Annotated in this window: 7 protein-coding genes; 4 read left to right on the top strand and 3 right to left on the bottom strand. The window is 56.4% G+C overall.

What is annotated here, in order from left to right; genetic code table 11:
- Positions 1-397: 397 nt before the first annotated feature.
- The gene (locus GXM19_RS03570; protein ID WP_158567834.1) at positions 398-3,328 is read left to right on the top strand and encodes a GH25 family lysozyme; all 2,931 of its coding nucleotides are present in this window, start codon (positions 398-400) and stop codon (positions 3,326-3,328) included.
- A gap of 123 nt (positions 3,329-3,451) precedes the next feature.
- On the opposite strand, the gene GXM19_RS03565 is transcribed toward GXM19_RS03570, so the two are convergent.
- Positions 3,452-4,642 (bottom strand): IS256 family transposase, encoded by a 1,191-nt coding sequence (locus tag GXM19_RS03565; protein WP_040358202.1) that lies wholly within the window; start codon positions 4,640-4,642, stop codon positions 3,452-3,454.
- Positions 4,643-4,876: 234 nt separating this feature from the next.
- On the opposite strand from GXM19_RS03565, the gene GXM19_RS03560 reads away from it, so the two are divergent.
- Complete coding sequence (locus GXM19_RS03560) at positions 4,877-5,161, top strand: hypothetical protein (protein ID WP_006236220.1); 285 nt, start codon at positions 4,877-4,879, stop codon at positions 5,159-5,161.
- A gap of 90 nt (positions 5,162-5,251) precedes the next feature.
- Here the strand turns inward: GXM19_RS03560 and GXM19_RS03555 are convergent, their stop codons facing one another.
- Positions 5,252-6,079, bottom strand: a complete 828-nt coding sequence (locus tag GXM19_RS03555) for an ATP-binding protein (protein ID WP_006234068.1) — start codon at positions 6,077-6,079, stop codon at positions 5,252-5,254.
- Positions 6,076-7,329, bottom strand: a complete 1,254-nt coding sequence (gene istA / locus GXM19_RS03550; protein WP_006235233.1) for an IS21 family transposase — start codon at positions 7,327-7,329, stop codon at positions 6,076-6,078. The genes GXM19_RS03555 and istA overlap by 4 nt, the downstream gene beginning before the upstream one ends.
- A 263-nt stretch (positions 7,330-7,592) precedes the next feature.
- Between istA and GXM19_RS03540 the strand changes: the two genes are divergently transcribed.
- Together GXM19_RS03540 and GXM19_RS03535 are read left to right on the top strand one after the other, a co-directional pair.
- Positions 7,593-10,292 carry a L,D-transpeptidase family protein gene (locus tag GXM19_RS03540; protein WP_256637911.1) on the top strand — a complete coding sequence of 900 codons (2,700 nt, stop codon included), beginning with the start codon at positions 7,593-7,595 and terminating at the stop codon, positions 10,290-10,292.
- Between the two features lie 185 nt (positions 10,293-10,477).
- Positions 10,478-13,645 carry a hypothetical protein gene (locus GXM19_RS03535; protein ID WP_050766188.1) on the top strand — a complete coding sequence of 1,056 codons (3,168 nt, stop codon included), beginning with the start codon at positions 10,478-10,480 and terminating at the stop codon, positions 13,643-13,645.
- The last annotated feature ends 144 nt before the right edge of the window (positions 13,646-13,789 follow it).

Below are 13,789 nucleotides of genomic sequence, written 5' to 3'. Positions count from 1 at the left end.
TCTTAAAGCGTCTGCTGCTTTGGTTTGTACGCTATTGATGGGCTGGTCGCAAATCATTCAGCCTTACAGCGCGTATGCGCTGTCGGTCCAGGCCGCCGCTGCTTCGCAGTCGGTCTCGCAAACATCGAACGAGTACGAATCTCAAGGTGCAAGCTCTCAGGGAGCGCAGGACGATGCCTCGGGTTCTCAGGGTGTAACCGAATGGTATGGTGACGATGCAAATGCTGCTCGTCCTGATGGGGGTGTAGACTCTGATTCAGGCGAACAGCCTGGAATTGGCATCGAAGAGTCTCGTGTTGACGAGTCAAACGGTGAAGCCCCAACCGATGATTCCACTGAAATGAATTCCTGCGAAGCCGACTCTTTGGAACCGAACTCTTGGCGTTTCGAAAACGGCGTGCTTATCGATTCTGACAATGGCGACATCGATGCGCAGTCTTTAACTGACGATCCTTTGCCCAATGGCGCTGTTGCGCGCGGCATCGATGTCAGCAATCATCAAGGAACTGTTGATTGGAATAAGGTTAAGGCCGCGGGGATTGATTTTGCCATTCTCAAGGTCGGTCCGGTTTACGGAAAACCTGACGATTCTTTTGAAAGGAACGCTGCTGAATGTGAACGCCTCGGCATTCCTTATGGCGTGTATTACTACTCCTACGCCCGTTCTGTAGAGGATGCCAATAAAGAGGCCGACAGGACACTTGCTTGGCTCGGCGGCCATCATCCGTCGCTTCCCGTTTATTATGATCTTGAGGATAGCTATATCTTGCAAGATCCGGATTTCAGCAAGGATAAGCTTACCCAGATTGCGCAGGCTTTTTGCAACCGTATGGAGGCCGTTGGCTTTAAGTCGGGTATCTATGCGAACCTTAACTGGCTTAACAACTACCTGAATTCTCCGTCGTTGAGCGGTTATGACCATTGGGTCGCTCAATATAATTGGCGTTGCGATTATGCTGGCAGCTACAGTTTCTGGCAGTATTCAAGCAGTGGCAATGTCCCGGGCGTCAACGGACGCTGTGACATGAACTACTGCTTCAACGGTTCTCTTCTCAACGTAGATGACAGCAAGATGCATATTCAGTATGAGGCGCATGTCTCGAATATTGGCTGGATGAGCAGCAAGCGCGACGGATCTACGGCTGGCACAACGGGGCAGTCTAAATCAGTGGAGGATCTTAAGGTCAGCATCTTGAATCCCGTTGAAGATGGCTCTGTGCAAATTAACGCCAATGTAAGTGGCGTCGGCTGGCAGGGCTGGGACACCCCCTCGGCCTCCGAGGGCGGCACCACCGGCCAGGGCCGCGCCGTCGAGGCCGTGCGCCTGAGGCTCACGGGCTCCCTCGCCAAGGACTACGACGTCTACTACCGCGTGCACGCCTCCAACATCGGCTGGATGGCCTGGGCCAAGGACGGCGAGGAGGCCGGCACCACGGGCTTCGGCAGGAGCGTCGAGGCCGTCCAGATCAGGCTCGTCAAGAAGGGCGACGCCGCCCCCTCGTCCGACGGGGCCAACGTCGACTACGCCTTCAAGAAGAAGCCCATGTCCCTGACCTACCGCGCCCACGTCTCCAACGTTGGCTGGCAGGGCGCCGTGTCCGACGGGGCGACCGCCGGCACCACAGGCCGCGGCCTCGCCCTCGAGGACCTCAAGCTCTCGCTCGACAGTTCCGACTACTCAGACGGCTCGTGCGTCCAGATCGACGCCCACGTCTCGGGCGTCGGCTGGCAGGGCTGGGACACCCCCTCGGCCTCCGAGGGCGGCACCACCGGCCAGGGCCGCGCCGTCGAGGCCGTGCGCCTGAGGCTCACGGGCTCCCTCGCCAAGGACTACGACGTCTACTACCGCGTGCACGCCTCCAACATCGGCTGGATGGCCTGGGCCAAGGACGGCGAGGAGGCCGGCACCACGGGCTTCGGCAGGAGCGTCGAGGCCGTCCAGATCAGGCTCGTCAAGAAGGGCGACGCCGCCCCCTCGTCCGACGGGGCCAACGTCGACTACGCCTTCAAGAAGAAGCCCATGTCCCTGACCTACCGCGCCCACGTCTCCAACGTTGGCTGGCAGGGCGCCGTGTCCGACGGGGCGACCGCCGGCACCACAGGCCGCGGCCTCGCCCTCGAGGACCTCAAGCTCTCGCTCGACAGTTCCGACTACTCAGACGGCTCGTGCGTCCAGATCGACGCCCACGTCTCGGGCGTCGGCTGGCAGGGCTGGGACACCCCCTCGGCCTCCGAGGGCGGCACCACCGGCCAGGGCCGCGCCGTCGAGGCCGTGCGCCTGAGGCTCACGGGCTCCCTCGCCAAGGACTACGACGTCTACTACCGCGTGCACGCCTCCAACATCGGCTGGATGGCCTGGGCCAAGGACGGCGAGGAGGCCGGCACCACCGGTATGTCATGCTCTCTCGAGGCTGTTCAGATTAAGCTCATTAAGAAGGGTACCTCCCATCCTGATACATCGGGCTATCCCCATCTTGAAATACCTACGGTGACGTATTCCGCTCAGGTGAAAGGTGCTTGGCAGAATTATGTCCCTGCCGGAGAGGTGTCCGGTACGACCGGTCAGGGAATTCCCATCACCGGGTTTTCGGCTAAAACTACTTCATCTGTTGCCGGCGGGATTGCTTATCAACTGCATCTTTCGAATGTAGGCTGGACTTCTGGCAAGACAAACGGGGAGCAGCTTTCGTCTACCGCTGAATCTAATTCGGTTGAGGCTATTAAAATTTCTCTTTCTGGTGACTTAGCAACCTATTTTGATGTTTGGTATAGGGTCCATGTCGATAATGTCGGCTGGCTTGGTTGGACTAAAAATGGTGCCGTTGCCGGTAGCACTGGCTATGGGACGCATGTCCAAGCTGTTCAAGTTCGACTTACAAGGAAGGGCGCCAATGCCCCCGGGAGCACCGTTTCGCCATGTTTGCTTGGGCAGCCTTCTGCGTTTGCAAATCCTATGCAGAAGAAGATTGTTGATCTTGCCCGACAGGTACCGTCTCCTGGCCCGGGATTGTGCTCCGAGTGGATTGCAGATATCTACGAGCGTGCCGGATTTAGGAACGTCCATACAGATGCCTGCGATTACTACTGGGATTATTGTAAATTCACCGATTATTCTCAGCTGAAAGTTGGAATGGTCATTGCCGTTCCTTCGCATACGCATACCCGCATGGGCAGCATTTACGGTCACGTTTGTCTCTATATTGGCAATAACCAGGTTATGGATAATGTCGGTCAGATCAGGACGCTCGATATGGCGTACTGGTTGGATTATTATTCCACCTCATATAAGCCAAAGTGGGGTTGGTATGACAACGTGCCGCTTGCATAGCTGATCGAAAGTCATGCCTTCGCACAGGTTCTAGCAGTTACTCTGGTTAAAAACGAACGGGTCGTTTGGTACCGTCAAGATTCTTTCGCAAATTGATTTAGCCGTCTCCGGCCCCGTCCTCTTCTAGCCCTCCGCCTTTCCCCTCAGCTCGTCCATCTCCTCCAGCTTCGACATGTCCAAGTACCTCCTCTTGCCCCACTCGTGCTCCACTATGTACTTCAGCCTCGCCGTCACCAACATCAGAGCCGAATTGCCGTCTGGGAAGGTCCCGACGACCCTCGTCCTCCTCCTGATCTCGCGGTTGATGCGCTCGATCCCGTTGTTCGTCCTGATCCGGCGCCAGTGCTCCGGTGGGAATTCCGTGTAGGCAAGCGTCTCGGCGAACCCGTCGCGCACCGTCCTCGCGGCCGCCCCGAGCCTCATCGATTCCAGCTCCTCCGCCACCTCCTCGGCTTTTCTGGCGCATGCCTCGCGCGATTCCTGCGCGTGGATCGCCTTCAGCATGCGCGCCGCGGCCTTCCGCCTGGTCACGGGAACCCTTCCCAGCACGTTGCGGTAGAAATGCACCGTGCAGCGCTGGTAGCGGGCCCCGGGGAACACCTCCTCGAGCGCACCGAGCATCCCCGCGCACTTGTCGCCGGTGACGAGCCGTACGCCGGAGAGCCCGCGTCCCTTGAGCCAGGAGAAGAATTCGCGCCAGGACTCCGCGGACTCGGTGTACCCCTCGGAGCAGCCGATGACCTCCCGGTCGCCGGCGGAGTTGACGCCGATGGCGACCAGCACGGCCACGTTCTCGTAGGACCCTCCCCAGCTGCGCTTGAGGTAGATACCGTCGACGAAGACGTAGGGGTAGCCGCCCTCGAGCGGCCTCTGCCGCCATGTCTCGATGGACGCGAAGGCCCTCTCGTTGAGGTTGGAGACGGTGCCGGAGGACACCGGCGCTCCCCACAGGAGCTCGGAGACGTCCTCGATCCTCCTGGTGGAGACGCCCGCCAGGTACATCTCGACGATGGCCTCCTCGACCGAGGTCTCGCGCCTGCGGTAGCGCTCGATGACGGCCGTCTGGAAGGTCGCCCCGCGGAGCTTCGGCACGCTGAGCTCGACTTCCCCGGCGCCCGTGACGAGCCTCCTCGTGTAGTGGCCGCTGCGGTAGGCCTCCCGGCCCGCCGTCCTCTCGTAGCGCTCGGCCCCGACGAGCTCGGACGCCTCCTCGTCGAGCAGTGCGTTGAGCGTCTCCTCGACGGTCTTCCTCACCAGATTCTTTATGTCGTTGCGCAGCGACTCCTCGTCGACTGATACGATGTTCGCAGACACGGCCCGTGCCCCCTTCGTCGGTGATTTGTTGTTTAGTCGCTAGAAATCATATGACGGGGCGCGGGCCGTGTTCCGCTATGCGGTTGTCAATTTGCGAAAGAAATTATGCGTCACCGGTCGTTTTGCAACGGTCCGTTCGTTTCTATTTAAGTGCCATTCACGTTTTCGGTATTTAAGCAATTGCCGAAACGATAAATAATGATGCTAAAGATGGTCGATTGATGGGGAAGTCGAATGAAAAAGACGCAACGACTGCTAGCAACGGCAATGACGCCATTACTGATTCTTCATTGTCTTCTGACGCCCCTTTCTGTCTGGGCTGATTCTTTACCGGTGCAGCCGGAGTCTACTGATTATTCCAATAGCGCCGCCAGCAGCTCGGAAGACGAGAGTTTCGTCCTAAATGATGAACAGCAGGGGGTTGAAGTCGAGCAGCCGACTGTGTCAGACAATGATTCTCCCTCATCCGTTTCTAGCGAGTCTGCTTCCAATGCGACTGATTTGTTAGCGTCGGAATAATTTAGCCAAATATAGTCGGCCGAGATTGACCAATCCCGGCCGACCCATTTTAGCCAACACGCCCGCATCTATGACTTTCCTATCGCATTCCTACATCCCCTCGGGCTGGATCCCCCTCACCTTCACCGCCTGGGGGACGGCCTCCACCGAGTAGGTGTCAAGCCCCCTGCCGCGGTAGCTCGGGCCCCGCATCACGAACACCGACGCCTTGTCGAACAGCCTGTCGAGGGCGCAGAGGAGCGTGTCGTCGCCCGTGAAGAACTCATCCCACCCGCTCGGGGCGATGTTGCTCGTGAGGACCATCGCGTTCGGCCCCTCCTTCTCGTAGCGCCTGTCGACGACATCGAAGAACAGGTCGGTGCACGGCCTGTCGTAGACGCATCTCCCCACCTCGTCAACGATGAGGCACGACGGCTTGACGAGCGAGGAGACGACCCGCGAGGTGTTTCCCCGCTGGACGGCCTTCTGGAACCTGTCCCTGAGCTCGGTCGCCTTTATGTAGTAGGTCTTGAGCCCCCGCATGCAGCACTCGCGCCCGTAGGCCTGCGCGAGGTGCGTCTTCCCTATGCCGCCGGGCCCGACGAAGGCGACGTTGCGGTGCGCGTAGAGGTCGGCCAGCGACGGGAGCTTGCCCAGCGCGGCCGCGTCCCGGCCCTGGATCCTGGAGAAGTCGAAGCCCTCGAAGGTCTTGGGCTCGCGCCTGGGCAGCCTGCTCAGCCTCAGCAGCGTCTCGATGGAGGCGAGCCTCCTCTTCTCCGCAAGGTAGGAGAAGGTGGCTGCCACGGCGGCCATCTCCCCGTCGCCGAGGTCGAGGTCCGAGGCGAGGGTCGCGAGCTCCTCCGCCCCGACGGCGATCCCGAGCCTCGACGCGGCGTCGCTCGCGAGCTCGTAGGGGCTCGCCCCCGCGCCCGCCATCATTCGGCCCTCCCGAAGTCGAACCTCTCGAAACCGGGTTTCGTCCTGGGCGGGGCGATTTGCTCGACCACGGTCCCCACCGGCTGGGTCGGCAGCTCCTCGGGCTGCGCCGGCGATGTCTCCCACTGCCCCTCGCACCAGCTGTCGGCGCCGGTGCCGACGGCGTGGGCGACGAGCTCGCGGGAGAGGTCGTCGCTGTATATGTGCACCACGCGCCCCTCCCGGTTCACCCTGCACTCGCGGCGGACGTACCAGTAGGGCACGCCGTAGCGGTGCCCCTCGAAGCTCACGAAGCCGTCGAAGGAGATCTTCCGGCGCGGGCACAGGTACCGCTCGACCTCGGCCGTGACCTCGAGCGGCCTGGTGTTCGCCGAGCACGCCGCCTCGTGCTCGCGCATCGGGACGCATGCCGCCGCGCGCCGCCAGCGGCCTCCCTGCTCGGCGCACCAGAGGGCGGCCTCCCGGTTGAGGGCGTCAAGGTCGGTAAAGGACCTTCCCGCGAGGAAGTTCCCCTTCACGAAGCGGACGAGCCTCTCCACCTTGCCCTTCGTATAGGGGTGGCGCGGCCTGCACAGCCTGGTGCGGAAGCCGACGACGCCCATGAACTCGGCGTAGTCGGCCTGCCAGACGGGCCGGCCGTCGGCATCGCGGCGGACGACCACGCTCTTCATGTTGTCGGTGAGCACGGTCGCGGGCACGCCCAGCGCCGAGAACGCGTGCAGCATCCCGATGAGGAGGTTCTCCTGGCGCGCGTTCGGGAAGAACTCGACGTGGGCGCCCCCGCAATGGTGGCAGACCATGGCGAAGCAGGCGATCCGCGCCCGCTCCCCGCCGGGGCGCTCGACCGCGACGAAGCCCCAGTCCATCTGGTAGGCCTCTCCGGGCGCCGTCCTGAAGCGCTGGCCGCGGCAGCCCTGCGGGGCCGCCTGCCGCCTCTTCGCGGGCACGAGGTCCCGGTGCGCGGCGATATAGGTCTTCACCGTGGTGAGGCCGCCGGCGTAGCCCTGGCCGAGCAGCCGCTCGAATATCACCTGCGAGTTGGTGACGCCCTTCCGCAGGAGGTCGTCCACCAGGCCGGTGTGGCCGGCGAGCACGCCCGGCGCGGCCCTCCTCCCGCTGTTCCCGTGGGGCAGGGCCCTGAACCCGTGTGCCCTGACCGTCCTCGCGCGGGAGCGGGTGAGCCCCGTCCTCCTGCAGAACTCCGCGAGGTTGCATGCCTGCGGGTCGAACCCGTCGCCCTCCTCCGCGGCCATCTCCCGGAGCGCCGCGTCTATAATCTCCTGTAGGTCATCGTGTCTCTCGTTCACCTCAATGGTCCTCCTAACGCCGGCGTGTTGGCACCACCAGCGTAGTGGCGGCGGGGAGGCACGGTGGCCATTATTCGGTGACCGGGATTGGTCAAAATAGTTTGACTATTAGCGGCTAAAATCGCCCGGCGCTAACAGATTCGCCGAAACCCGAAAATGATGTATCCGCTGTCTTTGGTTCTGTTTCATACCAGACTCATGTACAGGATATTGGCTGGCAGGCTCCCGTTTCAAATGGAATGACGGCTGGCACAACAGGTCGTGCTAAGCGCGTTGAAGCCCTCAAGATCAATCTGCTTTCACAAGATGGCACCCCTTTGGGGACTGACAGCATTTCGGTCCAATCACACATTTCCGGGATCGGCTGGGAGCCTCAGCCGGTGGGTAACGGGCAGACATCTGGAACAGTTGGACAGTCGCGAGCCATCGAAGCGATCAAGCTATCTTTGTCGGGCGGTCTTTCTGACTCGTATGACATTTGGTATCGCGTTCATTCTGCAAATGTTGGTTGGCTTGGCTGGGCCTCAAATGGTGAGCCTGCTGGAACACAGGGCTATGCTTATCAGATCGAAGCTATTCAGATAAAGGTGCTTCCAAAAAATGCTCAAGATGCGCCAGCGCGAGGCGATGCCTTTAGGGACCATTCCCAGGAACCGCCTACTGTTTCCTATCGATCTCATATCTCCAATGTTGGATGGATGGGTGTTGTCGCGGACGGAAAGACATCGGGGGTCATTGACTCAAGAAATGCAATCGAGGCACTGTCGCTTAGTGTTAATTGGTATGGCCACGGAGGCTCTATTTCCTCTCGCGCGCACGTCTCTGGCATTGGTTGGCAAAGCTGGTCTTCAGGTACTGTTGGCACGACCGGGCAGTCTCGGTCAGTTGAGTCCGTTCAGTTTAAGCTCAATGACGAGATATCTGCAACTTACGACATTTGGTACCGTGTGTATGCTTCCAAATTGGGCGGATGGTTGGGCTGGACGTCCAACGGGTCTCCTGCGGGCTCGGTGGGGAAGGGTGCCGCCATTCAGGGTATTCAGGTTATGTTGGTCGAAAAGGGCTGCTCTGCTCCTGGAGATACAGCGAATCATTTTATTGGAGCTACGGATGTTCTGAGTGGCAGTTCGTATGGCCTTAATGGCAATAGCTTGGGCACTGTGCAGGGTAAAACGATTTTAATGGGTTCCGAGAGCGGCTCTGAGCCTTTAACATCGCTTTCTATTTCGTTTGATAATCAAGAGACTTCAGGTTCAATCGGTTATTCAGGCTGCTATGAATTTAGTGGATGGAGCGGAGTTGTTTCTGACGGTGCCGCGCTCAATTCTAAAAATGATGGCCGTACTTTGAAGGCCGTGAGATTGACTCTTACTGGTGATTTGTCTAATGCCTATGACGTTTGGTACCGGTGTTTTGACTCCAAAAAAGGATGGCTTGGCTGGGCGTGTAATGGCGCGGATGCGGGGGCAACGATACCGGGTTCATGCCTTAAGGCTGTCGAAGTAAGGATTATCAGTAAAGGCAGTGGCGCTCCCGGAGTAACGGACGGAGCATTTGTTTCCGATACTTCCGCCGATTGCGCTCATGTTGTTTATCAGGCCCATTCCGCTAGCCGTGGGTGGTTTCCATCTGTTTTAGATGGGCAGGATGCCGGCACAACGGGAAAATCGCTTTCGCTTCAAGCTCTGAATGTGGTGCTGGCCGGTGTGGATGATGATTCTCTGGTTGAGGCACGAGCTCATGTTGCCAATATTGGTTGGCAGGAATGGCGGTCTGCCGGTTATGTTGGGACCGTTGGACAAGGATTGGCCATTCAGGCTCTTGAGCTGCGCATTAATGGTCCCCTCGCGAATCAGTATGACATCTACTATCGAGTTCATTCGGCTGGTTATGGTTGGTTGGGTTGGGCCAAAAACGGCGATTCCGCTGGAACTACCGGGTTAAATATCCAGATAGAAGCTGTCCAAATTAAGCTTGTCGCGAAGGGCGGGAATCCTGGCTCATCGTCTGCGCCCGCATTTATCTCTGCTCCAGCTCTAACGCTCCAGGCGCATGTCGCCACGCTTGGTTGGATGAATCCCGTTGGCAACGGTGGTGTTGCGGGCACAACCGGCAGATCGCTTGCTATTGAGGCGCTGAAGTTGAATGTCTCCAGTAGCGTATCAGGCGGTATTGAGTACTCCGCCCATGTACAGGATGTGGGCTGGCAAGGTTGGACTTCCAATGGGAATGTCGCTGGCACAGTAGGCTGCGCAAAGCGTATCGAGGCTCTTAAGATTAAGTTGACCGGTGATTTATCGAACTACTTTGATGTTTGGTATCGAGCATATTGCCAAGACTTTGGGTGGCTCGACTGGACCTCAAATGGGCAGCCTGCGGGTACGTCTAGGATAGGCTGCAGAGTCGAGTCTGTTCAAGTGAAGATTGTTCCCAAGGGCGCTGGTGCTCCCGGTTCTACTGCGCGTCCGTTTACTGACCAGCCCTTGTTGCCGGCAGATATGATGACTATGCTTAATCGAGCTAATAGATATTCGAGCAGCACAAGCTGGCTCATTATGGTTGACAGGCAAGCATGCCGCCTTGGAGTTTTTCGTGGACAGCGCGGGTCGTGGAGTTACGCTCAATACTGGACTTGCTCTACCGGCGCCCCTAGTACTCCAACGCCTACGGGTGAGTATACCGTCACCGGCAAGGGCTACTCGTTTGGACATGGGTATACCTGCTACTACTACACGCAGTTTTACGGTGACTATCTGTTCCATTCAATACCGTACTACCAGGGAACTTTTAATCCCATGGACAGCCGAATGGGAATGCATGTTTCACAAGGCTGCGTGCGTTTGCCCATTGATCGCGCTAAATGGATTTGGGATAACGTGCCCCTTGCTACCAAGGTGGTAATCTACTAACTATTCCCGTAAGCGGTGAGAGCTTGTTAGAGGGCCCTTCCCTGTTGCCGTAGTCTTGGCAACAGGAAAGGGCCCTTGCCGTTGGATTAGGCTCCTTTTTCTTCGTTCACCTAATTGGTGACATTAATGAAGCTAACTCCCGATAGTATGGTTATTGACGACCGTCTATCTAGGAGGCGATTCTTTTGAAAAGGCAATTTAGAGCATTTATTGTTCTGATTTCCTGCTTCATGACGATGCTGCTTTTGAGCCCTTTGGCTTGTTGGGCAGATCAAAATGTTGGTTCCAACGAATATGAATCCGTTCCAGAGACCCAATCCGACCCCTCGGATCAAACTGCTGCTGTAGCCGATGAAACGGCGCCTTCGATTGATGCTACCGTGGAGCCCAAAGAGGCGGCCCCGGACGTCAGCTATAAATCTCACATTTCAGGCATTGGTTGGGAGCCGACGTTTACATCGAATGGCTCGACCTCTGGCACAACAGGCCAGTCCCGTAGGCTTGAAGCACTCAGGGTTTCCCTCCCTAATTCAGAAGACCTTGGTATCGAATACCGCTCTCATGTTCAAAATGAAGGCTGGCAGGATTGGGTTTCTAATGGAGCCGTCTCCGGCACAACGGGAAAGGGCCTTCAGATTGAAGCCGTCGAGCTCAAGCTGACGGGCAACAGGGCGGCTTCTTATGACCTGTATTATCGCGTTCATGCTTCTAATTTCGGCTGGCTTGGATGGACTTCAAATGGGTCGACTGCGGGAACCACCGGTTGGTCTTATGCCGTTGAAGCAATACAGATCGTCATTGTAAAAAAAGGTGACGCGGCGCCCGGCGATACTGCTGGTGCCTATGTCCCATATGTCTTTAATTGCTCTCTTTCTCAGGTTGGGGAGACGACTAAAGTAACCCTGAATATTCCGCAGATCGAGGATATAAAACGACTCGGGATCGCTGATTCGATAAAGGTGGCAGGCTCCATGTCGTATGGAGGGAGGGTCACCCGTTCCGTCTCAAGCACGATTGCACTCGGAGATCTGGGCTCTAGCTCCAGTGAAATTGAATTTAGCGATTATGGTCCGTTTGACGTTACGTTGCAGTATTTGAAGAACGGAAACATCGTTCAAGAGGACCATCAGTCAATTGGCATTTCTGCGAGTGAGTACAACCTTGCCCCTTTGAGTGCTTCTTTCCCCGTTGTTCTCTATTCGCTATCTTTCTGGGATATCAGTACCTCTTCTGCTGGAACGACCGTTCCGTCAATTGTAATGCTCGATCGTCCAAGTGCCTATAACTGGAACTCGCTTCCATCCGGGATGTACGGTCTTCCGTATCTGACTCATGAGGAGAATGCTTCTAGTTCGAGCTATCAGGCGTTCGCGGATTATGTCGCTGCTCTCTACAAGATCAATCCCAAGGCAAAGTTCAATCTGTATATCAATGACATCACCTGTTCGTTGATCCATAGGATGATTTACGCCAACAAGATTCCCGCAGGCCAATACTCCATTCGGCTGTTGTCCGATGGATCCGCCACGTATGTCTTTACCAACGAAGCCTTTGACGTTAAGGATCCAGATTCTAAGCAAGCGGAGCTGATTACTTTATGGAACGCCGCCAAGAATAAGGAATACGAAACCGGTGAGGTCTCAAAGTCGTATAGCGATTATCACGATCACTGGGATTCTATGTATGCCGTGCTGAGTATTGAGCCTGGCACTCAGTGGTGGATGACTCGAACGAATCTGTTTACGAGTGGTGACGATAATGCCTTTGCGAATAAGATCGCGTCCGATCCCGGCGTTAAGAAGGTGAATGTTTCGGGCATGCTTACGAGCCTGCAGAATAGGGGAGAGGATACAGTCCAAGCGTTTAAGGCGCTGTACAACTTTAACGATGGCTATTTTGATGCGGCGACTCAGCAGGGCAAAAAGGTAATGATGCTGCTTGGAACGTACGTTTCTTACGAGCAGAATTTTGACGACTATGCCAACTTGACCGAAGTTATCTATGGCGATGACTATTTGTATTATTACAAGGGGCATCCAAACACACCGACGGGTATGTATCCCCAAAAGCAGGAACAGCTTGACCGTCTTGGCATTACCGATGTCGATTCTTCCGTCGCTGCAGAGCTGATCCTCTTCTTTAATCCGGAGATCGGTCTGTCTGGTTATGGGTCTAGTACGTATAACTCGGCCAGTGCCGATGCTGCTGGTGGACTTTGGAATTCCACAAAGGCCGAGGCCTTGAAGCCGGGTGCCGTCATCGATTATTCCATTATGGATTGGTTTGCTTCTCCGATTACCGAAGACACGGATGCTGCTATCAGATCCCTTTGCAAACAGGGAGACTCTTGCTATCTCGTAGAGTTTTCGGATTCCATACTTGCTTCGGCAAATTACGACTTTGCTATCTATTCGCACAATAGCGGTGCTCTGACTTATTTCAAGAAGGGCGAGTCGGGCTATGATGTTGTTAGGGTGTCACGAGGCCCTCTTGACGTCTTGGCAACTTCGCATGTTTCAAATGACGGCTGGCAATCGGCCTCTAAGGGTGGAAATGCTTCCGGTACCGTTGGGCAGTCAAAAGCCGTCGAGGCTATTACTCTCAATCTGCAGAATGCTCCCTATGATGGTGCATTGGAGTACAGGACACATGTTTCCGATTATGGCTGGCAGGGCTATGTGAAGGAGGGGAAAGTTTCTGGTACTACGGGCCAGAGCAAGTCTGTCCAGGCTATTCAGATTCGCCTGACTGGTGAGATGGCCAATCACTATGACGTTTATTATCGAGCTCACGTTCAGGATAAGGGATGGCTCGGTTGGGCCTGCAATGATCAAGTTGCCGGAACGACCGGTTTCGTTTTGAGGCTAGAGGCATTTCAGGTCGTTTTGGTCGAAAAGGGTTCGCCCGCTCCTGGGGATACGAGTCAGCCCTCTATTCAGAGAGCGTTTTCAATCAAGGCACATGTTTCAAACCTTGGTTGGCAGTCGCCTGTTTACGAAGGCATGACCGTTGGCACAACTGGCCGAAATCTTGCTGTTGAGGCGTTGACGATTAGCAAGCCTGACCTAGGGTATTCCGGCGGCATCGAGTATCGAGCTCACGTTCAAAATATCGGCTGGCAAAAGTGGGTCAAAAATGGAAAGGTTGCCGGTACTACGGGGAAGTCTCTTGCTGTTGAGGCTGTTGAAATAAAACTGACGGGAGATCTTGCCAAGCATTATGACGTTGTCTATAGGGCACACGTTCAAAGCAAAGGTTGGCTAGACTGGGTTAAATCGGGCGAGTGTGCCGGTACAACTGGTGAGGCTCTGCATCTAGAAGCGCTTGAGGTTAGGCTGGTTGAGAAAAGCTAAATATAGATCCAATTTGCCTATATACCAACGCTAATGAAGTGGGGGTGAATTGATGGGGTTGTAGTCCCCTCAATTCACCCTCCTTAGTTGCAAGTTATTTGAAAGAGACAAACCGTGCTAAACTTTATCCTTTGTGTAAGGATT

It is taken from the genome of Collinsella aerofaciens ATCC 25986 (assembly GCF_010509075.1).
Classification (GTDB): domain Bacteria; phylum Actinomycetota; class Coriobacteriia; order Coriobacteriales; family Coriobacteriaceae; genus Collinsella; species Collinsella aerofaciens.
The sequence above is the reverse complement of the archived record's forward strand: the minus strand, read 5'-3'. Positions and strand labels throughout refer to the sequence as shown.